The organism is Brevibacterium sp. MGP-B1 (assembly GCF_057766545.1).
The window spans coordinates 753009-775618 of record NZ_CM173407.1 but is presented as its reverse complement, the minus strand read 5'-3'; the positions used below and the strand labels follow the sequence as shown (position 1 = coordinate 775618).

Genomic DNA, 22610 nt, shown 5'->3' with positions numbered 1-22610 from the left:
TCGGCGGAGCGGAGCTCGACCTCGACCGGGTTCGCCCGCTCCGCCGCCGGACCGGACGGGTAGTGCTCGATCAGTACCGGTAGTGCTCGATCAGTACCGGTAGTGCTCGGGTTTGAACGGTCCTGCCACGTCGACGCCGATGTACTCGGCCTGTTCCTTGCTCAGTTCGGACAGCTTCGCCCCGAGCGCCGGCAGATGGAGGCGCGCCACCTTCTCGTCGAGTTCCTTCGCCAGCCGGTGCACCGAGTTGCCGTAGTCATCATGAGCGTGCCACAGCTCGATCTGGGCGAGCACCTGATTGCTGAATGACGCACTCATCACGAACGACGGATGGCCGGTGGCGTTGCCCAGGTTGAGCAGGCGCCCTTCGGAGAGGACGAGGAAGTCCGTGCGGTCGCGACCGAGTCCCGCCTCGGCGGGCACGGGCACGCTCCACTCGTGGACCTGCGGTTTGATCTCGATCTTCTCCACTCCGGGCAGGCGGGACAGCCCTGCCAGATCGATCTCCTCGTCGAAGTGGCCGACGTTGCCGACGATTGCGCCGGGTTTGAGCGTCTGCAGCACGTCGACGTCGAGGACCCGGGTGTTTCCGGTCGTGGTGATGATGATGTCGGCCTGGGGAGCCACCTCGGCGAGGAGGTCGACCTGGTAGCCGTCCATCGTCGCCTGCAGCGCACAGATCGGATCGACCTCGGTCACGATGACGCGCGCACCCTGCCCGCGCAGCGCCTCGGCGGCCCCCTTGCCGACGTCGCCGTAGCCGATGACGACGGCGATCTTTCCGCCGATGAGGACGTCGGTGGCACGGTTGAGTCCATCGGGCAGCGAATGGCGGATGCCGTAGCGATTGTCGAACTTCGATTTCGTCACCGAATCGTTGACGTTGATGGCAGGGAACGGCAGGGTCCCCTGTTCAGCGAGGCGGTAGAGGCGGTTGACTCCCGTCGTCGTCTCCTCGCTCACGCCCTTGATTCCGGCGGCCAGACGGGCGAAGCGTCCAGGGGCCAACTCGATGGAGGCGGCGATCTGCTTAAGCAGGACCTTGAACTCCTCCGAGTCCTCGGCGCCGGCGGTGGGCACTCCCCCAGCGGCTTCGAATTCGGTGCCCTTGAGCACGTACATGGTGGCGTCACCGCCATCGTCGAGGATGAGGTTCGGTCCGTCCGCGAAGTCGAAGATCTTGTCCGCGGCCCACCAGTACTCTTCGAGGGTCTCGCCCTTCCATGCGAAGACGGGGACGCCGGCCGGGGCCTCGGGAGTGCCGGAGCCGACGACGACGGCCGCTGCGGCCTCGTCCTGAGTGGAGAAGATATTGCAGCTGGCCCACCGAACGTCTGCACCGAGTGCGACGAGGGTCTCGATGAGGACAGCCGTCTGCACGGTCATGTGCAGGCTGCCGGCGATGCGGGCCCCGGCCAGCGGTGCCGTCGAGGCGTATTCCTCACGCAGCGCCATGAGGCCCGGCATCTCCCTTTCGGCGAGGCGGATCTGATGTCGGCCGGCCTCGGCCAAGCTGAGATCGGCGACCTTGAAGTCAGTGGAATCGAGCACGGTACCTCCATACGGCGGGCTGTCTGATCGGCTTCGAGTCTATTGCCGGGCAGGCGGCTTGTCGCGTCATGCTCGTTCTGCGGACAGCGACGACTGTCAGCGAGAGGCCATATCCATACTGCCCTACTGCCGAGAAACGGAAGCAGAGAACCGGCTGCCGTCGATCCGGCTTCAGGCGTGATCGTTGACGAAGTCCGTGACCCGGCGGGTGAGCGCGTCCACCTGCGCCGAATCGGCGGCTTCGACGTTGAGTCGGACGAGGGGTTCGGTATTGGACTTGCGCAGGTTCACCCACCAGTCCGCACCCTGCAGGCCGATGCCGTCGAGGTCGTCGACGGTGTTCTCTGGGAAGTCTCCGGCATGCGCGGCGAAGTCGGCGAGCACAGCGTCGGGGTCGGCGACGGTGAAGTTGATCTCCCCCGACTGCACGAACCGGTCATAGTCGGCGACCAGTCGGGAGGCGGGAGCGCGTGACTCGGCGAGAGCGGCGATGAGGTGACAGGCGGCGAGCATTCCCGAGTCCGCCCCGAAGAACTCGTCGAAGTAGAAGTGCGCGGAGTGTTCGCAGGCGAAGACGGCTCCGGTTTCGCGCATGAGCGTCTTGATTCCCGAATGGCCGACCTTCGACCGCAGTGCGTGTCCCCCGGCGGCGGTGATCGTCTCGGCCACGCTGCGGGAGGTGATGAGATTGTGGATGACGGTGGGTCGGTCGTCGCCGAGTGCCCGGGCCCGTGCGATCTCGCGTTCGGCGACGAGTGCGCCGACGGCCGAGGCCGACATCGTCGCGCCCGTCTCGTCGATGAAGAAACAGCGGTCGGCATCCCCGTCGAAGACGAGTCCGAGATCGGCGCCGTTGTCGACGACAGCGCGCGCCGCGTCGACGAGGTTCTCGGGTTTGAGCGGGTTCGCCTCGTGGTTGGGGAAGGTCCCGTCGAGTTCGGTGAAGAGGCCGATGACGTCGAAGGGCACCGAGGCGGTTCCCGCGTCCGTGCCGAAGACCTCCCCGAGGAGGCGCCCGGCCATGCCGTTTCCGGCGTCGAGCACGATCGACAGTCCGGTGACCTCATCGACGTGGGTGAGTTCGCGGATCCGTGCCGCGTACTGCTCACGCATCCGGGATGCGGCAGTCTCATCTTCGGCGATGGTTCGGCCGTCTCTCTGCGGTGCGGTGATCGCGAGTTCGCTGACTCGCGAGAGTCCGGAGGCCAGGCTGACTCCGGCGGCGCGAGGTCCGCAGATCTTGATCCCGTTGTAGTCGGCGGGGTTGTGGCTGGCCGTGATCATGGCGCCGGGCAGATCGAAGATTCCTGAGGCGAAGTAGAGCTGATCGGTCGAGCACAGCCCCAGCAGGACGGCCGTCGAGCCGGCAGCCTCGACTCCCGCGGCGAAGGAGTGGGCGAATCCGGGAGAGCTCGGGCGCATATCGTGGCCGATGACCACCTCGGCGGCGGTGTGGATCTCTGCCATGGCGCGGGCCGTCGCCCAACCGAGGGCGAACAGGATGTCCTCGTCGAGCTGGTCGGGAATGCGACCGCGGATGTCATAGGCTCCGACGGCGGCGTCGAGGGCAGCCGTCCGGGCTCGTCCGAGTTCGGAGTCGATCAGGATCTGCTGTGCGGGTTCGATTCGGGTCGGGTCCGGCTCGCGGTGGCTCATGAGTCGCCGATGATGCGCAGGTGACCGTGTCGACGTCCCGAAGCGGCCGGATCGTCGGCCGGTCCCGGTGCGTTCCGGGCCGGGGTCTGATCGGCGCGATCGGCGGCCTCGCGGACGGCGTCGGCGATCGCCAGCAGGTCGTCATGGCTGCGTTCGGGTGGGGCCTGCCCGGAGTCGATGCGGATGAGCTGCCAATCCACGGGCGGGGTCAGCTTCGCCGCATGTTCGGCGCACAGGTCATGAGCGCCCGGTTCGGCGCGCCTGCCCAGAGGTCCGATGACGACGGTCGCGTCGGCGTGCACGTACGTCATGGTGGCGGCGGCGGGGCGCGAACAGCTGACTTTTGAACACATTCTCACGGCTGACACAGTCCCACACTCTACACGCCGCACCCCGCCGCTTCGCTCAGGCACGGCGGCACCGCACGTAGAATGAAGTGCTATGAGACCAAGGCGACATCGCGACCGACATGGGCGGGGTCTGCGGTCTCCGCTGCACCGGGCCGAGGTGCCCGCGCGGCTGAGTCGGGCGGAGAGTTTTGCGAAGGTCGCGGCCGCCGAGTTCGCCCGCATGCGCAGGCACGAACCCGTCCTCCTCGCCGAGGTGGTGCTGGCCGTCGATTCCGTCCCACCGGCGAGTTCGACCGAACCGAGCTTCGGCCGTGTGTTCCCGGCGGCCGGGGACCGTCCCACCCATATCGTCCTCTATCGGCGGGTGATTGAAGATCATGCCGGCAGTGACGCCCGGGATGCGCTCATCGCCGAGGTGGTGGCGGACCAGGTCGATATCCTCCGTCACACCTGAGATCCGCAGTCACCGCAGGAACCTGGTTCGTGAGACCTCAGCCGAGCCGGATATCCCGATAGGCCACACCTGCCGGGGCAGGCGCCGGGACGACCGTGGAGATTCCGTCCTCGGTGGTCACGACGAGGGTCGCATGCACCCCATCGGCCTGTGAGCCCGAGGCTTGGGATCCTTTGAGGACGAGTGCGCGCACCGACTCCTCGGAGACGTCGCTCGGATTGAGCACGGTCGTTCCCGTCGGGTTGAGGTCGATCGATTGAGGATCGGTCAGCGAACCGTCGTCGAGCATTCCCTGCACCTGCACCTGTCCCTGACCGGGAGAGAGGTTCAGGGAGGACTCGCCGGTGCGAGGAAGCGCCAGAATCTGGGTCTCCGCGAGGGAGTCGGTCGACGGGATGCTGCCGAAGTCGGCGGCTCCCTTCTCACCGTCTTTGCCGATGAAGGCTCCGGCCTGGACGCGCTGAGAGGATTCGACGACGAGGCTCGTGGCGTCGAGGTCCCCGAGATCGGCCTCGGCGACACCGCGACCGACAACGGTCATCGAGGAACGGGGAATGTCGATCTCTCCGTCCGGCCCGTACGCTTTCAGCGATACCTCGGCGAGGTCGCTGCTCGGGTTCGCGACCCGGACTCGCGCGTCCTTGCCGCTGAGCCCGGTGAGCACCTGCTGGCGATCGGCCCCTGCCCCGCCGGCAGCGAGGTCGATGCCCTGCGGTTTGAGTCCGTCGAGAACGGTCTCCTGGACGGAACCGGCCAGGACTCCGCCGTCGACGGTGACATCGACGGCGAGGGCCTCGGCCCCTCCTGCCAGACCGCCCAGTGGGACGGCACGCTGCTGACCGGCCTTGATGCTGAGTTCGGTCGGCTCAGCGGATTCGCCGCCCGGGGTCATGAGCGCAACCTTCGCCTGGACGGGAACGTCTCCCGGGTTGCTCAGCAGCAGCTGCGAGTTCGAGCCGGTGGCTCCGGATCCGGCGACGATCCGGAAGCTGCTCGATGCCTGGGCGCAGGTGAGGGTGGCGAGGCCCGTGAGGTCACCGGAGCTGCCTTCGACGGTTTCGAGGCCGGTTGTCAGGGCCGGAGCCCCAGGACGGGCGAAACCGGTGACGAGCTTCGTCGAGTCGATGCTGTCGTCGCCGGAGACGAAGCCCTGGCCGGAGGGATTGTCGAAGTCGATCGAACCGCCGAGATCGGCGACCTGGAGACGAGCCGAGGAGGTCGATCCGTCTGCGGCGCCGATCGGTGCGGAGGCGGAGACGACACGGGTCGAGACCTTAGAATCGTCGACGAATTCGGCGTCGGTGCCTTCGGCTTCTCCTGATGTGAGCAGGGGGCCGGGACAGACGACGCGGGTGTCCGCGGTGGGCATGCGCACCTGTTCCGGACTGCGGTCCAGCGTGCCGGGGGTCAGCGGGGTGAGGAACGAGGTCATGGCCACGAGCACCCCGGGCACGGCGATGGCCGTGAAGGTGACGATGCTGCGCTGGTGCTTCATGCCTGCGGCTCCTCACGGCCGGTCTTCCGCGTCACATTTCCCGCCCGGCCGAAGGGGATGGCGACGATGAGGCTGAGCAGTCCGAGCACCCATCCGACGGTGACACCGATCGGGTAGAGGGGTGAGTTCAGCGAGATCTCGACCGTTCCCCCGGCTGCAGGGAGGTCGAATTCGCTTGCCCGCGCCTCTTCGCCGGGCTTCGGCTGCGGCAGCGGCTCGCCGTCGATGCTCGCGGTGATGCCGTGCGCGGCATCGGCGATGGTCAAGGTACGCCCCTCCTGACCGGCCGGCACCGTCGCCGTGGTGCCTTTCATCGCCGCCGTGGACACCTGGCCTTCGGCGTCGCGGATGAGGAAACGGCCGCTGTAGGGTTTGTCGACGCGCCACAGCTGTCCCGACGAGGTGGGTCCGACAGGAAGGAGGCCCTCGGAGACGGATACCGAGTTGGTCAGGCTGCCGGCCTCGGGGCCGACGAGGACGAAATCGACTCCGAGTTCGCCGAGGATGCTGCCGAGGTCACCGGCGTCATCGGCCGAGAGCGCGGACGCGGCCTGAGCCACGAGCACCTGATCGGGGGTGATCGGCAGCGGGCGGCGCTGCCACGGCCACCCTCCGACGGTTTCTGCCGAGGCCACCGTCGAGGTGCCCAGCACCGTGCCGTCGGCCGAGGCGATGAGGGTGGCCAGAACCTCTCCGTCGACATTGTCCAAGCGGAGGGTGCGCGCTTGGGTCTCCCCCGCTGCGCGGTCAGCGGCCAGCGCGGGGACGTTGCTGTCGGAGGTCGCGGTGACCGCCTCGGGCGAGGACGTGGCCCGGCCGGCGCCGATGGCGATGAGCCCGATAGCCGCTACGGTCACGAGCCCGACAAGGCCGCGCATCGGCAGCCGACCGGAAGCCGCGGAGACTCCCTTGGCCGCACTCTTCGCAGACGACGAACCGGCATCTCGGCTGCGCCCGGGGCGGCGACCGACGGTGCGGTCGGCGCCGAGGGATAGCAGCAGGATCGACCCCAGGCTGACCAGGGTCAGTCCCGCTGCGGGGTATGAGGCGATGAGGTGGAACGGTCCCGTCTCCGCCGGCAGGTGCACCTGGATCGCGGCGAGGATGAGACCGCCGACGTAAAGTCCGACCGCCCAGGTCAGGCGGGAGAGTTCGAGCCGGGCTTCGATGAGGGTGAAGAAGGCCAGGATGAGCATCGGCAGCATCAGGACCGGCGCCCAGAGTTCGAGGGTGCCGGCAGAGACCCCGCCGAAGCCGAGATCAGAGATCAGCTTCGTCAGCCAGGACATGTCGAGCGGAGCGGGGAACCCGACGGCAAGCAGATAGGTCGGCGCGGACTCGGTGGCCGTGGTCTGTCCGGGCATCGTGAGAAGAGTTCCCGGCTCGCGGACGACGGCCCACAGCCACGGCCAGCCCAGGAACACGGTCGGGGCGAGCAGCCACAGATGGCGCAGGCCGCGACCTGCCACGAGAAGCACCGCTGTGCCGAGGACCGTGACCAGCAGGAGCAGTGGAATGCCTGCGGTGATGACGAACAGCAGCAGGCCGGTGCCGGCTGCCGCAGCGATCGATCCGGTCGTCAGGCTGCGGCGCAGAGTCAGCACCGCCAGCGGGGCACAGATCCAGACGAGGAGCACACCGAGGCGGCCGTCCGACAATGCGGCCGTGAACAGCGGAGAAGCGATCCACAGCAGTGCGGCGAAGCCGCGCACCCACCGCCGCGCCAGCACACTCCCCGCGCCCGCGTAGGCGGTGATGGCGGCCAGGATCGGTGCGGCCAACAGCAGGGAGCGGACCATGACATCGACATGGCCGAAGAAGAGGAGGGAGAGCACACCGAGGACAAGGTGGTAGGGGTCGGCCGGCACCGCCGCACCGGTCGAGACGTCGAGGTGACGTCCGAGGAGACGGTCGACGATCTCACCGAGGCCGATGTCGGTCGAGCCCAGGGCGCCGCCGTCGAGGTGGCCGGGGCCGAAGAGTCGGAAGCTGATGACCCCGCTCATCACCACGGCGGCGAGGATCACATAGGTCAGGGGTGCACGCAGCAGACTGGAACCGCCGGAGATCTCCAGACGGGAGAAGGAGTCGATGGCCTCTTCGGTGTCGCCGACCGGGTTGAGTTCGGCATCGGCGTCGGGGCCGCCGGTGGGAACCTCAGCCGGACGAGAGCCGTCGCTCTCGCCGCTCATCGTCCGGCGTTGAACGGCGAGTTCTTCGTCATCGGCGTAGAGCGCGGCGACATGTCCGGTGTTCGATCGTCTGGCCACACGGTTGCGACGGGCGTTGGCGCGTCTCAGCGGGGCGGTGGTCGACACATCTGCGGGAAGGCCGATGAGCGCACCGAGGTGCCACCCGGCAGGACGGAAGCTATTCGACAGCAGCCCGCCGATGATGCGGCCGAGGTGGCCGAGAGCAAGGAGGCAGAACAGTGAGACCAGCCCCTGACCGGCGAGGCTGAGACGGTAGCGCTGCTCCGTCCGGATCTGGGTCTTCGACCTCGGTGGGTGGGGCGAGGAGCCGAGCCGGGCAGCGGACGGAGCTGAGATCTCCATCCGCGCACGCGGGGCCAGCAGCACGCGGGCGCCGAGGTCGCGCAGACGACGGGAGTATTCGAGACCGGAGTAGGCGGGACCGAGCACACGGGAGGGTGCCCCGATGCGCTCGAGTTCGGTGGTGGCCATGAGCAGGCCCGGCAGATCGAGACCCAGAGTTTCGATCTGACTGTCGCGCTGGCCCTGGTCGATCTCCCCGGAGCCGACGGGGTTGAAACGCTCCCCCGCCGAGGTGGTGCTCACTCCGGCGGAGACGATGCGGCCGGAGCATATGAGCTTCGGCCCGACGGCGGCGATGGATTCCGTCTCCCCGATGGCGTCGAGCAGCTCATCGAGGCAGTCTGGTTCGGGACGGGAGTCAGGGGTGAGGAACCACAGGAAATCCGACTCCGCGATCTCCGGCATCTCACCGGCTTCGCGGACCGTCCGCCCCCCGAGATCCACCACGGGGATCTCGGGGTAGTGCGGACGAAGAGCTGATTCGAGCTCGACCTTGCTGGCATCGTCGCCGGAGACGACGACGATGGTGACGGCTTGACTCACACGACCTTTTTCTTGAGCCGGCGGCGTTCGCGTTCGGACATTCCGCCCCAGATGCCGAAGCGCTCATCGTTGGCGAGAGCATATTCGAGGCATTCGGAACGGACGTCGCAGGAGGCGCAGACCCGCTTGGCTTCACGAGTCGATCCGCCCTTCTCCGGGAAGAACGCCTCGGGGTCGGTCTGAGCGCAGAGGGCCTGGTCCTGCCAGGACAGTTCACCGTCGTCTGCGGCTCCCAGGAGCAGGGACAGCGGAGAGACGGCGGAGTTGTCCGGCGGCAGCGGCGTCAGATCACTCGGATCGACGGCCAGCGGATCCGGCAGCGTCTCAGGTGTACGTGCTCCCGGTTCGATGAACCAGTCTTCGGCACGGCGGGAGGTGACTCCCGGTCCGGCGGTGAAATCTTCTCTCTCCCGCCATTCTCTCTGTGCACTTTGCACGGTTTTCCCCTTTCTCACGCTCGAGCAGGTCCAGTACCGTGACTGAGGCGATCAGTCCGATGTACGGTCGAATCCTGAAGGATCCCTGCTCGGCGCGTTCCCCTTAGGTATAAATTACACGCGTGTCATTACCGCCCCGTCAAGCCCTTATGGAGTATCGAGACACCCCGTGAGACGCTATTCGAACACGCGTTCACATGCACACGCGCCCGGAACCCCATATATAGGTCACGGCCCAGCCATAGGGCACAACCTGTGGGATTCGCCTGAGCAAATCTGGAGAATTTAGAAAGTGGGCACCCACAATGGGATTATGGAGAGATGAGAGTGGAATCACCGGTGGCTTGGCATGAATGACCGTCTGCTCACCGTCTACGCACCTCCCGTCGAGGAAGAGATCGCGTCGGGTTCCGACCTCTCCGCGATCCTCATCAACGCCCTCCGGCGCAACCGCATCGACCTCAAGGACGGCGATATCCTCGTCGTCGCCTCGAAAGTCGTCTCCAAGGCCGAGGGACGCCTGCGCGCGGTGTCGGATCGTGCCGAATTCGAGGAGCTCGTCGCGGAGACCGGCACCCACCTGGTCGCTGAACGCTCCTATCGCTCCGGCACCACCGTGCAGATCGTGCGCACCCCGGCGGGCACCGTTCAGGCAGCAGCGGGTCTCGACCAGTCGAACTCCGGCGGTGCCGTCATCCTCCACCCGCTCGACAGCGATCGGTCCGCCGACGGCCTGCGCCGACGGGTCGAGCAGGCTTTCGAGGTGCGCATCGGTCTGGTCATCTCGGATACGAGTTCACGGCCGTGGCGGGTCGGGGTCGGCGATATCGCCATCGGCCTGTCCGGCTTCTCCGGTCTCGACGACCAGCGCGGTCGCCCCGACGACGACGGGCGCGTCCAGACCGTGACGGTGCGCGCGATCGCCGATGAGATCGCAGCGGCCGCCGACTTGGTCAAGGGCTCCTCCCGCGGACTGCCCATGGCGTTGGTCCGCGGAGCCGGCGGATACCTCGACAACGGCCGCGAAGGCGCCCGTGCACTCTCCCGCGACCTCGGCGAGGACTGGTTCCGACACGGCCATGTCGAAGCCATTCAGCGCGGTCTGGGAGTCACCGACCTGCCCGGCAGCGCCCCTGCCGGCGACAACAGCGACGACATCCTCGAAAGGGTGTCTCGGGCGATCCGCGTCGTCCGCGCCGGGCAGTCGCGGACTCCCGGCCATGCGGCATGGCGGATGCGCATCGAGGGGTCGGGATCGCGGATCACGCTCAGCCCCTCTGACTCGCCGGCGACCGCTCAGTCGGGCGGACCGCCCCTGCTCGAGGCGATGGTCGGGCTCGGATCGCTCGTCGAACGCCTCCATACAGCCCTCTTCGCCGAGGATCTCAGCGCCTCAACGCGCTATCACTGGGTCGATGGTGAGCTCGGGGCCTTCCCCCGCGGGGTGACGATCGACATCGGCCTCATCGTTCCCTGACCCTCCCGGCAGACTGCCCTCGAAACACGAACATGGAAGCGGATATGGATCTCTCAGTCATCGCGCGCACCGGTGGGCCCGTCCTCATCTGGCGCGGACCCGATTTCGAACGACTCGACCTCACCGGCCCGGTCGTCTCGAACTGGGTGAATAAGGGAGTCGGGCTCTTCGGCGACTACGACCTCGGACCGGACTTCACTCTCTTCGCTCCCCTGCCGGAGGGGCTGCACTGGCGCGAACTCGTCGCTGTCCTCAGCGTCCTGCTGGCCGGGGGCCGCGTCGTCATCGCGAACGCGGCACCGGACGAGGACTTCATGGCCCTCGTTCCCTTCGGCCACGAGGATGATGACCAGGTGGCCGACGCCGACGAGGTCTTCGTCTTCAATCCCCCGGCCCTGGCACTGAGCACCCCGGTCGATACCGACTTCATCGACGTCAATTCCGCCATCCGCGCCTACCCCGATGTCACTGCACGCCGCCTCGACGCTTCGGGAATCCTCGAAGTGGACGGTCAGGCCATCGACTGGACGAGTTCCGAGTCGACCGACGCCGCCCGTCCGCAGGGACTGCTCGCCTCGAACTCGACCCCGCTGCCGGGCGAATGGCCGCGCTTTCTGCAGCACCTCCTCGGCGGTGGTGAGGTCCTGCTCACCAGCAGAGTCGACGACGCTCGCATCACGGACCTGGCCGCCGGGCTGGGAGTGGTCCATGGCACACTGGGCACATGGACAAAGTAGTTGATACCCCCGCAGCAGCGGTGGCCGACATTGCAGATGGATCATCGATCGCCGTGGGCGGCTTCGGTGTCGTGGGCGTGCCCGAATTCCTCATTCGGGCCCTCCAGGACCAGGGAGCCAAAGACCTCGAGGTGATCTCGAACAACGCCGGCGTCGACGGCCGCGGACTGGGCATCCTGCTCGCCGACGGACGACTCCGCCGCATCATCGCCTCGTATGTCGGCGAGAACAAGGAATTCGCCCGTCAGTACCTCTCCGGTGAACTCGAGGTTGAACTCACCCCGCAGGGCACCCTGGCGGAGAAGCTGCGGGCAGGAGGCGCCGGCATCCCGGGCTTCTTCACCATCACGGGCGCTGGGACGCAGGTCGCCGAGGGCGGCATGCCCTGGAAGTACGACGCGGACGGCAACGTCGTCAAGGAATCTCCGGCCAAGGAGACGAAGGTCTTCGACACCTTCGGAGAAGAGAAGGAATACGTCCTCGAGAAGTCCTTGGCTCCCGACTACGCACTTGTGCGTGCCGCGATGGGTGACCGGCACGGCAACCTCGTCTTCCACTCCTCGGCGCGGAACTTCAATCCCCCGGCCGCACAGTCGGCTCGCATCACCATCGCCGAAGTCGAAAAGCTCGTCGAACCCGGCGAGATCGATCCGGACATGGTCCACGTGCCAGGCGTCTTCGTTCACCGCGTGGTGCCGCTGACGCCCGAACAGGTGGCAGACAAGCCCATCGAGAAGCGCACCGTACGAGAAGCCTGAGGAGACACAGAAATGTCATTGACACGCAATCAGATGGCGGCCCGTGCCGCCCAGGAACTCGAAGACGGCAGCTACGTCAACCTCGGCATCGGCATGCCGACCCTGGTGCCGAACTTCCTGCCCGAGGGTGTCCACCTCGTGCTCCAGTCGGAGAACGGCCTGCTCGGCGTCGGCCCGTACCCGACCGAGGATGAGATCGACCCCGACCTCATCAACGCGGGCAAGGAGATCGTCACGATGAACCCGGGCGCCGCGTACTTCGACTCTGCGGCGAGCTTCGGGATGATCCGCGGCGGCAAGATCAACGCCGCGATCCTCGGCGCCATGCAGGTGGCCACGAACGGAGACATCGCGAACTGGATGATCCCGGGCAAGATGGTCAAGGGCATGGGCGGCGCGATGGACCTCGTGCACGGTGCCCAGCGCGTCATCGTCATCATGGACCACGTCGCCAAGGACGGTTCGCACAAACTGCTGAAGTCGTGCGAACTGCCGCTGACCGGAAAGGGCGTCGTCGAGCGCATCATCACCGATATCGCCGTCCTCGACGTCAGCGGTGACGCGTTCACCCTCGTCGAACTCGCCCCGGGCGTGACCGTCGACGAAGTCAAGGAGAAGACCGGCGCCGAGGTGATCGTCCCCGAGGACGTCCCCACCATCGAGGTCGCCGCCTGAGTTCCAGGCGACCAGCCCGGGCCCCACGCGTGAAGTGTCCGAACGAGGACACTCGGTGATCGAACAGTGGTCACGTTCGGATGCTCTGATCGCTCAGAAGTATCCGAACGTGACCACTGTTCTGTGTTCTGCCGCCGGCGCACCGCAGTCTTGACCGCCCACGCGCTGGCGTCGACCGCAGTCTTGACCGCCCACGCGCTGGCGTCGACCGACTCCGAACACCGGATTCGCCCACCCGAGGCGTCGGACGTTGCTCGACACCGTTGGAAACGCAGATTGTCTGGTCGATCCACGGTGGTGACGTTGAAGAAATCACCGCGGATCGACCCAACAATCACTCTGCAGCGGCCCTGCACACCGGTTCGCAGGGGTGGGTAAGATTCGCAGGGGTGAGTTGAGCAGACGAGCTCAGCCGCCGGTGGTGGCGGACAGCGCGTGCTCAGCGCCCGGCAGCTCCGGAGTTCAGTCCGGTGGTCGCCACGAACAAGTCGCCGTGGCCATCGGCCGTCACCGTCGGTTCGTTGGCCGCGATGAACGCGCTCTGCCCACGTTCGAGGGTGAGCGTCGAGCCGAGCGAGCTGAGTGTGACAGTTCCCGCGGTGCACAGCACTATCGCAGCACCGCGCCGTTCCACCGTCGTCATGCGTGGGCACCGCAGTGCCTGCAGTGCGAAATCATCGGTGGGCCCCAGCAGCATTCCCGAGTGATCGGGTTCGACCATCCTAGGTGCACCGGCGTGGAAGTCCGTGATCTTCGACAGCTGTTCGATGTCGATGTGCTTCGAGGTCAGCCCGCCGCGCACGACGTTGTCGCTCGAGGCCATGATCTCGATGCCTGTGCCGAAGAGGTAGGCATGCAGCACTCCGGCGTCCATGGTCAGCGCTTCACCCGGCTGCAGGTGAACCCGGTTGAGCATGAGTCCGACCAGCGCACCGGGGTCATGGGGATAGTCGGTAACGAGTTCGCAGAACGTCTGCGCCGGATCGACCGCACTGCCTGACCTGCTGATGTGTCCGACCGGCAGTTCGTCGATTCCGTGGGCGGCCACCTCGTCGACGAGCCCGGGTGTCCGCGGATCGCTGAGGATGATTTCGACTGCTCGAGACAGCGCCTTGGACTCGCTGAAGGACTTCAGCGCTGCGATGATCGCTCCGAGCACGTCCAAGGACGGCGGAGTCAGCGGCTGGGAGAGCATCCGTTCGAACGTCGCTCGCACTGCCTTGCGCGGGCGGAATCCCGTGAGCGCGTGGAAGTCGGTGAGGGCGTAGATGAGCTCCGGTTTCGCCGAGGCGTCTTTGAAGTTCCGGTCGGGAGCGTCCAGTGCCGGTCCGGCCGCTTCCTCGGCGGCGAATCCGGCCCGGGCCTGTTCGCGGTTCGGGTGCACCTGGATCGACAGGGCCTTGCTCGCCGAGAGCACTTTGAGCAGGAACGGCAGTCGCGCTCCGAAGGACTCGAGGGAGTCATGGCCGAGCAGACCTTCAGGGTCCCCCGCCAGGTACTCGATGAGGTTGGGTCCGAGCCGAGGCTCGGCCTCGGTCGCCACGCCGCCCGTCGTCTGCTGCCCGCCGAGGCGGTTCTGCTGTTCCAGCGGAGCCTGAGCCCGCGTGTGCCCGACATCGAGTCGAGAGGGGCTGACCGGGTGGGCTCCGAGCCAGAGTTCCGCGCAGGGGGTGCCGTCCGGGACTGTGCCGAGGATCGCGGGAATCGCGTCGGTGCTGCCCCATTCGAACTTCTTGACCGTGTTGTGCAGACGATGCACTGCGGGCCCCCTTTGACAGGATCGAGTCGGATTCACATCCGGTGATTTTCGGTTGTGCTCAGTCCAGCCTAGCCCCGCCGTCGTGGCCGGGGTCGGCACTTCACTCACTGTTCAGCCGAAGTCACAATCTATTCACCGCTTGTCACCTGCGCAGATACATATGGCCCGGTCACTGCCGCGTCCTGAATCGTCTGGGAAACCAGACAGTGCCCCGAGGGAGATCCACAATGGGATCGTCCTCGGGGCACTGGCCGGCAGGCGCTGTACGCCCTGTCCTCGATGCCTGGTGTCAGCCGACTACGCGGATGACCTTGGCTCCACGGTTCAGCATCCAACTGTAGCTGCGCTTCGTGGTGTTTGTCCGCGTCGAGCCGGCATCGTACATCTGGCCCTTGGTCTCGGAGATGATTCCGATATGACCGGGGATCCAGATCAGATCGCCGGCCTTGGCGTCCTTGAGCGAGATCTCCTTGCCGGCGTAACGCTGCTGACTGGTTGTGCGCGGCAGTTTGATGCCGTTCTTGCCATAGACGTACTGGGTGTAGCCCGAGCAGTCCCAACCGGACTTCGGCGAGGTGCCGCCCCAGACGTACTTGACGCCGAGGTTGGCCTTCGCATCCTTGATGATGGACGCACGCTGGGCCGCGATCTTCTCGGCCTTGGACGGCTTGTCCTTCTTCTTGTCGTCGTCCTTCTTCTTATCGTCCTTGGACTTGTCATCCTTCTTGGAGTCGTCCTTCTTGGAATCGTCCTTGGACTTATCGTCCTTCGAGTCCTTGTCGTCTGCAGAACCTTCCCCGGAGCCTGCAGGCGACTTGTCATCGGTGGAATCGTCTCCCGGTGGCGTCGTGCCGCCCGGAGCATTGTCGTCGCTGACTCCGCCTGCGATCGAACCCTTGGGAGAGAACTCGGTGGTTCCGTAGCCTTCGGCCCAGACCAGACGTGCGCCTTCGAAGAGCTGCTCACCGCGGCCCTTCTTGTAGACCACGTCCGACTTGGGGTAACCGAGGTGACCCTTGACGGTCCCCTTGTCACCCCAGTACTTCATGATTGTGCCGGAGGTGTAGTGAGCGCCGGTGTTCTTCGACCAGTAGAACGAGCCCTTTTCGAAGCGCTGCGCGACGCCCCCGCCCTTGAGGCCGCCCTTCTCCGCAGAGGTGGGCAGCCCCAAGTCGGTGACTGCATTGCCCTTGTACGCCGAAGCGATCGCTCCGGACAGGTGGTAGGCGCCGGTCTTCTTGGACCAGTAGACCGTGCCCTTCTCGAACTTCTGTGCCTTGGCACCAGCGACGCCCTTGACGTCGTATTCCTTGCCGAGAGCCTTGCCGAGCTTGTTCTTCTCGGCGTACTTCTCGATCGAGGTCTTCGCCTTCGGCTTCTCGGTCTTCTTGTCGTCGTCCTTCTTGGAGTCATCCTTGGACTTGTCGTCCGAATCGTCCTTGCTGTCGCTGGGCTGTTCGCCGGTCTTCAGGATCGAGTTGACCGTCGAGCGCATCTCACCCAGCTTGGCGTAGAAGGCGTCACCCGGGCAGTCGGTCTGTCCCAGATCGCGGTGGCCGACCAGGTTCGACTTCGTCGCCTTGGAGATTCCGTTGATCGAGAACTTCCAGGCGATCGCCGAGGCGACGGCGTCGCGTGTCTTCTTCGGCGGGGCCGCGCTGTTGTAGGTACCCAGCACGGAGATGCCGAAGGTTCCGGTGTTGTGTCCGGCGACGTGAGCGCCGATAACGGCCTTCGAGACGTCACCGCCGCGGGCTTGCCAGAGACGGCCGTACTTGTCTGCGACGACGTTGTATCCGATGTCGTTCCAGCCGCGGCCCTGCTGGTGGTAGGCCTGGATACCGCGGATGATTCCGGGAACGTCGGCAGCCGAGTAGCTGTTCGACCCGGAGGTGTGGTGAACGACGGCCTGCTTGATGCCGCTGGCGTAGTCGGGGCTGCCGCGGTAGGCCTTGGCACCCCACGAGCTGCGCGAGCCGATCTTCGGCTTCGACACCTTCTTCGCCACGGTGTCCACCGTCGACGATCCGGGTACGTAGTTCTGGTTGGTCACCGTCGCACCGGCGGTCGCGTCGACGTTCTCTGCGGATGCCGCCTCGGCGTCGGTCGAGTCTTCGGTCGACTGTTCCGGCGCACTGTCAGTGCCCGCGGAGTCGCCGCCGACCTGATCGTCGAGCTCGACGGGATCGTTCTCGGCGACGGCCTGAGCGTCTCCGGCGTCCCGCTTCGGATCGACGAGGACGAGTTCGGCCTCGCTCGGGGCGGAGTCACCGAGGATGCGCATCTGCACAGCGGAAGCGTTCGACACCGTCATCGGCTCCGAACCCTTGTTCTGGGCTTCTTCCTGCTGCTCTTCGTCCAGGGTGTCCCAATTGCCCCATTCCGAGCCCTGCTTGGTGCGGACCTGGATGCGGATATTGGACTTCGACTCGGAGAAGGTGAAGCCGACAAGGCTCGGATTGTTCGCGGGAACGTCGAGGACATCGGAGATGAGCGCGATGTTCACTCCGTCTTCGGTCTTCTGACGGACCGAACCGGAGATGTCGTCTTCGCCCTCGGCCTTCGACTCGTCGGACGCATCCTTTGCGCCTTCGTCCTCGGACTTCGGGGTCTCGGTCTCCGCGCCCTCGGCAGGAGCCTGCTCGGTCTCGGACGGAGCCGATCCCTCGGACGGCGCGGCCTCGTCTGCTCCGGAGGTCAGTCCGGCGGAGACGTTGTTGACCGAACCTGCAGACGCCGACGCCGAGGCGTTGACGATATCGGGCACTTTGGCCGAGGCCAGGGCAGTCTGCGACTTGAAGATATTCGGCAGATTGCTCGTGGCGCTCTGGTTGGCGGCAGTGGCGGTGGAATCACTGGAATCGCGGGCACCGGGGACGTTGAGTCCCTCTTTGCTGACGTTCAGCGCCTCTTTGGACACATCAGGCGACGTCGTGGCTGCGGAAGCCGACGGTGCCGTGACCGCTAAGGTGCCGACCAGCGCAATAGAAGCGCAGCCCGCAACAGTGGGCAATAGATATTTCATCGTTACAGCCTTTTCGAGGAAGACAGGGAAGTTCAGGCCTCGAGGTCCCCTTCACCGTTGGCAGAACGGTGGGCAACCCCAACATCTCAAAATTGTTACACATTTTCGGCGTGTCAGACTAGCCACAGAGCAGAATATTCTAATTACACGAGTGTGGTTCCCAGCATTGGCAAGGGACACACCGAGCAAAAGATTTTCCCGGAATCGTCATGGGATCGACCGATTCGGTCATTGGTCTCATCACGACCGACCCCACAGCGGCGCCTCACGGCACGTAGCAGATCGCCTTCGCGTCGGCGTCTTCGCCGTTGTCAGCAGAGTTGTCGCCGGCACCCTGTGCCAGCAGCTGCGGCCCTGACCCGGGGTTCGGATCGAGTCCCGCATCGACTCCGGCAGCGGCTGACAGGTCGCCTCCGGGAACCGAGAACGCGCCTTTGTCCTCATCGGAGGACTTCGACGACTCCTCGATCTTATCGGCTACCAGCTGATGTGCCACATCGAAGTCGGGCTGTGACGGAGTGATGCGCGGCGGGGTGAGGTCGACGGATTCGATCTTCTGCGACTTCACCTTGAGCGCGAGGTCGACGAACGAGTCCACCTGCGACGAGGGAATGTCCGTCGACACGGCCCCAGGAGTGGCTTTCGCGATCGACTGGTAGCGGGTGAGAACAGTGGCCGGGTCGAGCTGTTTGACCATCGCCGTCTGCACGCAGCGTTGGCGGACCATCCGCTCGTAGTCGCTGGAGAACTCTCGGGAGCGGGCGAACCACAGCGCGTGGAAGCCGTCGAGCTTCTGTTTGCCCGGTTCGATCCATCCCTTGACCGGCCCGTGCTCGCCCGTGGTCGGATCGACCTTCGACGAGATCGGCACTCGCTTGCCGGAGACGAGGGTGATTCCGCCGAGGGAGTCGATGAGGTTCTCGAATCCCTTGAGATTGATCATCGCGTAGTACTGGACCTCGAGACCGGTGGCGCCCGAAACGGCGTCCATCGTCGCCTGCTCGCCGGCGGTCTTCGGGTCCTCGAACTCGTCCTTGTGCCGTTCGCCCTGCTGGAAGACGGCGTTGAGCAGACATTCGTCACCGCAGTTGTATCCCTGCGGGTAGTGCTTGTGCAGCGGAGAGTCGTCCGGGAACGGCACGTTCTCCATATTGCGAGGCAGGCCGATGATGACGGATTTGCCGGTCTTCGCATCGATCGAGACCAGCGACAGCGAGTCCGGACGGATTCCCGTCCGCCCCTTTCCGGCATCCGAGCCCAGCAGCAGGATGTTGTATCGGCCGTCGACAGGTTTGAGTGCCTTGCCCGAGGCGAACAGGTCGCTCATCAGTCCGCGCTGCGAGTTGAGAATCGTCGTCCCCCAAGCCAAGGGGCCGACGACGATGAGCAGGAGGGCACAGAAGGCCGCCACAAAGCGTTTGCGGGCCCTCCGGGAGATTGTGACGATCCGGATGCGACGCAGGGTGTCGAACAGGCACACCGCCCAGTTGATCGCGATGACGGGCACCCAGATGGTCAGAAACGTGAGAATGAAGGGATTCGTGCCGATGGTGAAGAGGAACGTCCGGCTGATGAGGACGATCACTCCGGCGATCAGAGCAAGGATCCAACTGATGGCGGTGATCGACAGAGAGATCTTCGCCCAACGGCGGTGGCCGAAGAGAAGCTGCACTCCCCCGGGCACGAGAGCCGTGACGAGCAGCAGAAGCCACGCCCGCACATCACGCGTCGGCTGCGAAGCATACGACGGGTGGCGGATCGGGTCCACATATCTCGTTTCGGCCACTGACTTCCCTTCGCTTCGGGCCCTGCTCACGGACTGCTACCGGCATCGACATCCGCGGGTGGCCACAGAGGCCGTATCGCCCCATCGGGTGTCCACAGCAGACAACTGTGCCAAAGACACTTCAGAGTCCACTGTGTTCACCTATTGTGTCGCGTGAGAACCATCGATTCTGGCACATCCGCGCCGCGCATGTCGGATTCGTCGCGTGTGCGATTCTTCACAGACAGAAGAACGGGCGCCGCAGACTCCCGCCTGGGGAACCCGCGGCGCCCGTTCGACACGGACCGGCCGGCACCGTGCAGCTTTGACCAGGTGCGGCCTGCCGCAGAGAGTCCGAACCCGGCTCAGGCGAGGAGCTTGCGCCCCATCACCATGCGCTGGATCTGATTGGTGCCTTCGTAGATCTGCGTGATCTTCGCATCGCGCATCATCCGCTCGACCGGGTGGTCGACGACGTAGCCGGCACCACCGAGCAGCTGCACGGCGTCCGTGGTGATCTCCATCGCGGCATCTGAGGCGAAGGCCTTCGCCGCGGCGCCGAAGTACGTGAGGTCGTCGTCGCCGCGTTCGCTCTTGGCGGCAGCGGTGTAGGTGAGCTGGCGTGCAGCCTCGAGCTTCATGCCCATATCGGCGAGCATGAACTGGACCGCCTGATTATCGGCGATCGACTTGCCGAACTGCTGCCGATCCTTGACGTAGGCCAGGGCGTAGTCGAGCGCGCCCTGAGCGACGCCGACGGCCTGCGCAGCGATCGTGACTCGAGTGTGGTCGAGTGTGCGCAGGGCGATCTTCAGACCCTCCCCGGGCTCACCGACGATGCGGTCGCCGGGCAGGCGGACATTGTCGAAGAGGAGCTCGCGGGTGGGCGAGCCCTTGATGCCGAGCTTGCGCTCCTTCTCACCGAAGGTGAAGCCCTCATCGGACTTCTCGACGACGAAGGCGGAGATGTTGCGTCCACGCGCTCCGTCGGGGTCGGTCACGGCCATGACCGTGTAGTACTCGGACTCCCCGGCGTTCGTGATCCAGGTCTTGACACCATTGAGGATCCAGTCGTCGCCGTCACGTTCGGCGCGGGTCTTCATCGATGCGGTGTCGGATCCGGCTTCGCGCTCGGACAGTCCGTAGGAGAATCCTGCTTCTCCAGCGGCCACGGACGGGAAGTACTTCTTCTTGATCTCTTCGCTGCCTCCGAGCTGGACGGGCATGCTGCCGAGTTTGTTCACAGCCGGAATGAGCGAGGACGAGACGCAGCCGCGTGCGACCTCTTCGATGATGATCGCCACTGCCAGCGCATCAGCGCCCATGCCCCCGTACTCTTCGGGGATGTGCGCGGCGAAGAAATCCGTCTCGACGAGGGCGTCGTGCGCCTCCTGCGGGTAGCGGGAGTCCGCGTCGACCTCGGCCGCGAACGGCGCGATCTTCTTCTCGACGACATTGCGGACCGCGGCGCGGATCTCTTCGTGCTCTTCGCTGGGCTGGTACAGGTCGAACATCATTCTCCTCAAACTTATCAAACGTTCAGCAAGCCCTATTATTCCTGCAGTGCCCGGCCTTTGTCGAGAGCGACCTGCCGCAGCTGGCTCCGATAGTCGTCGAGACGCGTGCGCACAGCCTCGGCTTCGGCGCCCTGCCCGGCCCCGAGGATGCGCGCCGCCAGCAGGCCGGCGTTCTTGGCGCCGCCGATCGAAACGGTGGCCACGGGAACCCCTCCGGGCATCTGCACGATGGACAGCAGCGAGTCCATTCCGTCGAGGTACTTCAGGGGCACGGGGACTCCGATGACCGGAAGCGAGGTCATCGACGCGATCATTCCGGGCAGATGGGCCGCTCCCCCGGCTCCGGCGATGATCACTCGGACGCCGCGAGCGGCCGCTGACTTCGCCCAGTCGACCATGTCCTCGGGCATGCGGTGGGCCGAGACCACCTCGGCGCTCGATTCGATGCCGAGTTCGTCGAGCGCGTCGGCGGCGGCTTTCATCGTCGGCCAATCCGAGTCCGAACCCATCACGATGCCGACCTGAGCCGCCGTCGGAGTGGAGTCTTCATTCGCTGTGGTCATCTGTGCTTCCTTCGTTGCAGGCGATTGATACCCGCGGATGGGTGTCGGATGGGTCCGGGGTGCAGTCGGCGCAGGGGTTCAGCGTGCGCCGGATTCGCTCTCGGCCCGGAGGTTCTCCGGAGTGGGCATCTGCGGATGCGGATCGACGTCGACGCCGGCGATGAAATCGGCGGCATGCCGCGCTCGGGCGAGCACGAGCTGCCGATCTTCGCCGTAGGCATTCACGTGGCCGACCTTCCGACCCGGGCGCACCCCCTTGCCGTAGAGGTGGACCTTGACCGCCGGGTCGTGAGCCATGACGTGCAGGTACGGCAGATAGAGGTCCTCGTGATCGGCGCCGAGGATGTTGACCATCACGGACACGTCCTCCCGTGCCGCGGGGCTGCCGAGGGGAAGATCGAGAACCGCGCGGAGGTGCTGCTCGAACTGGCTCGTCACCGCTCCGTCCTGGGTCCAGTGCCCGGTATTGTGCGGACGCATCGCGAATTCGTTGATGAGGAAGCCCTCGGCAGTCTCGAACATCTCCATCGCCATAACGCCGGTGACCTCGAGGGTGCCGGCGACAGTGAGGATCGCTTCGGTGATGGCCCGCGCCTTCTCATCACGCAGATCGGGAGCCGGGGCGATGGCCTCCTTGCACACCCCGTTCTGCTGCCAGGTCTCGACGACCGGCCACACTGCGGTCTGTCCCATCGGCGACCTTCCAACCATGACGGCGAGCTCCCGGGTGAAGTCGACCTTCTCCTCGGCGAGCAGCTGGGGAACCTCGTTCAGCCACTCGACGGCCTCGTCGAGGCTGTCGATGACGCGCACACCCTTGCCGTCATAGCCTCCGCGGGGCGTCTTGAGGATGAAGGGGTATCCGACGCGAGCGGCGAACGCTTCGACATCGGCGGCCGAGGTGATCTCCGCCCATGCGGGGTTGGGCAGACCGAGCTCGTCCATCTTCGTGCGCATCCGGATCTTGTCCTGGGCGAAGATAAGGGCATCGGGTCCGGGGCGCACTGCGTGTCCGGCCTCGACGAGAGCCTGCAGGTGCTCCGGTGGGACGTGTTCGTGGTCGAAGGTGATGACGTCGACGGTCTCGGCGAAGGCCTTGAGCGTCGAATAGTCCGTATAGTCACCGACGGTCACCTCGTTGATGACCTGTGTGGCGGGGGCGTCGGCGGTCTCCGCGAGAACGGAGAAGCGGACGCCGAGGGCTTCTGCGGCGGGGGCGAGCATGCGTGCCAGTTGTCCGCCGCCAATGACACCGATTCGAGGAAAAGTCACGTGTTCCATCCTATCTTCCGC

General features: G+C 65.7%; 17 protein-coding genes. 5 read left to right on the top strand and 12 right to left on the bottom strand.

Translation table 11 applies throughout. The features are described from left to right. Window positions 1–90: 90 nt before the first annotated feature. The 3 genes from ahcY to AC3CD9_RS03505 all read right to left on the bottom strand — a co-directional run bounded on the left by ahcY (window position 91) and on the right by AC3CD9_RS03505 (window position 3560). Window positions 91–1551 (bottom strand): adenosylhomocysteinase, encoded by a 1461-nt coding sequence (gene ahcY, locus AC3CD9_RS03515; RefSeq protein ID WP_488366318.1) that lies wholly within the window; start codon window positions 1549–1551, stop codon window positions 91–93. A 171-nt stretch (window positions 1552–1722) separates the two neighbouring features. Beyond that, on the bottom strand, window positions 1723–3207 hold the full coding sequence (locus AC3CD9_RS03510) for a phosphohexomutase domain-containing protein (protein WP_488366317.1): 1485 nt from the start codon (window positions 3205–3207) through the stop codon (window positions 1723–1725). Next, window positions 3204–3560 (bottom strand): DUF3499 domain-containing protein, encoded by a 357-nt coding sequence (locus AC3CD9_RS03505; protein ID WP_216656773.1) that lies wholly within the window; start codon window positions 3558–3560, stop codon window positions 3204–3206. Before AC3CD9_RS03505 ends, AC3CD9_RS03510 begins: the two co-directional genes overlap by 4 nt. 88 nt (window positions 3561–3648) lie before the next feature. Between AC3CD9_RS03505 and AC3CD9_RS03500 the strand changes: the two genes are divergently transcribed. Continuing rightward, window positions 3649–4011, top strand: a complete 363-nt coding sequence (locus AC3CD9_RS03500; RefSeq protein ID WP_488366316.1) for a metallopeptidase family protein — start codon at window positions 3649–3651, stop codon at window positions 4009–4011. 37 nt (window positions 4012–4048) lie between these two features. Here the strand turns inward: AC3CD9_RS03500 and AC3CD9_RS03495 are convergent, their stop codons facing one another. Genes AC3CD9_RS03495 through AC3CD9_RS03485 form a run of 3 tightly spaced genes read right to left on the bottom strand, consistent with a single transcriptional unit; the run spans window position 4049 to window position 9041 of the window. Then, complete coding sequence (locus AC3CD9_RS03495; RefSeq protein ID WP_488366315.1) at window positions 4049–5506, bottom strand: DUF5719 family protein; 1458 nt, start codon at window positions 5504–5506, stop codon at window positions 4049–4051. Further along, window positions 5503–8604 (bottom strand): glycosyltransferase family protein, encoded by a 3102-nt coding sequence (locus AC3CD9_RS03490; protein WP_488366314.1) that lies wholly within the window; start codon window positions 8602–8604, stop codon window positions 5503–5505. Before AC3CD9_RS03490 ends, AC3CD9_RS03495 begins: the two co-directional genes overlap by 4 nt. Continuing rightward, the gene (locus AC3CD9_RS03485; protein WP_488366313.1) at window positions 8601–9041 is read right to left on the bottom strand and encodes a WhiB family transcriptional regulator; all 441 of its coding nucleotides are present in this window, start codon (window positions 9039–9041) and stop codon (window positions 8601–8603) included. Before AC3CD9_RS03485 ends, AC3CD9_RS03490 begins: the two co-directional genes overlap by 4 nt. A 349-nt stretch (window positions 9042–9390) precedes the next feature. Here AC3CD9_RS03485 and AC3CD9_RS03480 point away from each other — a divergent pair, with 349 nt between their 5' ends. Genes AC3CD9_RS03480 through AC3CD9_RS03465 form a run of 4 tightly spaced genes read left to right on the top strand, consistent with a single transcriptional unit; the run spans window position 9391 to window position 12688 of the window. Beyond that, window positions 9391–10518, top strand: coding sequence for a coenzyme F420-0:L-glutamate ligase (locus AC3CD9_RS03480; RefSeq protein WP_488366311.1), 1128 nt, complete (start codon window positions 9391–9393; stop codon window positions 10516–10518). A gap of 44 nt (window positions 10519–10562) precedes the next feature. Further along, window positions 10563–11255: a hypothetical protein gene (locus AC3CD9_RS03475; RefSeq protein ID WP_488366310.1), complete on the top strand. Its 693-nt coding sequence runs from the start codon at window positions 10563–10565 to the stop codon at window positions 11253–11255. Beyond that, window positions 11243–12013 carry a CoA transferase subunit A gene (locus AC3CD9_RS03470; protein ID WP_488366309.1) on the top strand — a complete coding sequence of 257 codons (771 nt, stop codon included), beginning with the start codon at window positions 11243–11245 and terminating at the stop codon, window positions 12011–12013. The genes AC3CD9_RS03475 and AC3CD9_RS03470 overlap by 13 nt, the downstream gene beginning before the upstream one ends. A gap of 12 nt (window positions 12014–12025) precedes the next feature. Beyond that, window positions 12026–12688, top strand: a complete 663-nt coding sequence (locus AC3CD9_RS03465; RefSeq protein WP_101546544.1) for a CoA transferase subunit B — start codon at window positions 12026–12028, stop codon at window positions 12686–12688. 439 nt (window positions 12689–13127) lie between these two features. Here AC3CD9_RS03465 and manA read toward each other — a convergent pair whose 3' ends face one another. The 6 genes from manA to AC3CD9_RS03435 all read right to left on the bottom strand — a co-directional run bounded on the left by manA (window position 13128) and on the right by AC3CD9_RS03435 (window position 22598). Next, window positions 13128–14447: a mannose-6-phosphate isomerase, class I gene (gene manA / locus AC3CD9_RS03460; protein WP_488366307.1), complete on the bottom strand. Its 1320-nt coding sequence runs from the start codon at window positions 14445–14447 to the stop codon at window positions 13128–13130. Between the two features lie 289 nt (window positions 14448–14736). Further along, window positions 14737–17472 carry an NlpC/P60 family protein gene (locus tag AC3CD9_RS03455; protein ID WP_488366306.1) on the bottom strand — a complete coding sequence of 912 codons (2736 nt, stop codon included), beginning with the start codon at window positions 17470–17472 and terminating at the stop codon, window positions 14737–14739. Between the two features lie 265 nt (window positions 17473–17737). Next, window positions 17738–19258, bottom strand: coding sequence for an LCP family protein (locus AC3CD9_RS03450; RefSeq protein WP_488366305.1), 1521 nt, complete (start codon window positions 19256–19258; stop codon window positions 17738–17740). Window positions 19259–19602: 344 nt separating this feature from the next. Beyond that, complete coding sequence (locus tag AC3CD9_RS03445; RefSeq protein WP_488366304.1) at window positions 19603–20754, bottom strand: acyl-CoA dehydrogenase family protein; 1152 nt, start codon at window positions 20752–20754, stop codon at window positions 19603–19605. 35 nt (window positions 20755–20789) lie between these two features. Then, window positions 20790–21317 carry a 5-(carboxyamino)imidazole ribonucleotide mutase gene (purE, locus tag AC3CD9_RS03440; protein WP_488366303.1) on the bottom strand — a complete coding sequence of 176 codons (528 nt, stop codon included), beginning with the start codon at window positions 21315–21317 and terminating at the stop codon, window positions 20790–20792. 78 nt (window positions 21318–21395) lie between these two features. Next, window positions 21396–22598 (bottom strand): 5-(carboxyamino)imidazole ribonucleotide synthase, encoded by a 1203-nt coding sequence (locus tag AC3CD9_RS03435; protein WP_488366302.1) that lies wholly within the window; start codon window positions 22596–22598, stop codon window positions 21396–21398. Between the last annotated feature and the right edge of the window lie 12 nt (window positions 22599–22610).

Excerpts from the sequence above, each read along its gene's own strand:
- AC3CD9_RS03510 (WP_488366317.1), bottom strand. The coding sequence starts at position 3,207 with ATGAGCCACCGCGAGCCGGACCCGACCCGAATCGAACCCGCACAGCAG.
- AC3CD9_RS03505 (WP_216656773.1), bottom strand. The coding sequence starts at position 3,560 with ATGTGTTCAAAAGTCAGCTGTTCGCGCCCCGCCGCCGCCACCATGACG.
- AC3CD9_RS03500 (WP_488366316.1), top strand. The coding sequence starts at position 3,649 with ATGAGACCAAGGCGACATCGCGACCGACATGGGCGGGGTCTGCGGTCT.
- AC3CD9_RS03495 (WP_488366315.1), bottom strand. The coding sequence starts at position 5,506 with ATGAAGCACCAGCGCAGCATCGTCACCTTCACGGCCATCGCCGTGCCC.
- AC3CD9_RS03480 (WP_488366311.1), top strand. The coding sequence starts at position 9,391 with ATGAATGACCGTCTGCTCACCGTCTACGCACCTCCCGTCGAGGAAGAG.
- AC3CD9_RS03475 (WP_488366310.1), top strand. The coding sequence starts at position 10,563 with ATGGATCTCTCAGTCATCGCGCGCACCGGTGGGCCCGTCCTCATCTGG.
- AC3CD9_RS03470 (WP_488366309.1), top strand. The coding sequence starts at position 11,243 with ATGGACAAAGTAGTTGATACCCCCGCAGCAGCGGTGGCCGACATTGCA.
- AC3CD9_RS03465 (WP_101546544.1), top strand. The coding sequence starts at position 12,026 with ATGTCATTGACACGCAATCAGATGGCGGCCCGTGCCGCCCAGGAACTC.
- AC3CD9_RS03455 (WP_488366306.1), bottom strand. The coding sequence starts at position 17,472 with ATGAAATATCTATTGCCCACTGTTGCGGGCTGCGCTTCTATTGCGCTG.
- AC3CD9_RS03445 (WP_488366304.1), bottom strand. The coding sequence starts at position 20,754 with ATGATGTTCGACCTGTACCAGCCCAGCGAAGAGCACGAAGAGATCCGC.
- purE (WP_488366303.1), bottom strand. The coding sequence starts at position 21,317 with ATGACCACAGCGAATGAAGACTCCACTCCGACGGCGGCTCAGGTCGGC.
- AC3CD9_RS03435 (WP_488366302.1), bottom strand. The coding sequence starts at position 22,598 with ATGGAACACGTGACTTTTCCTCGAATCGGTGTCATTGGCGGCGGACAA.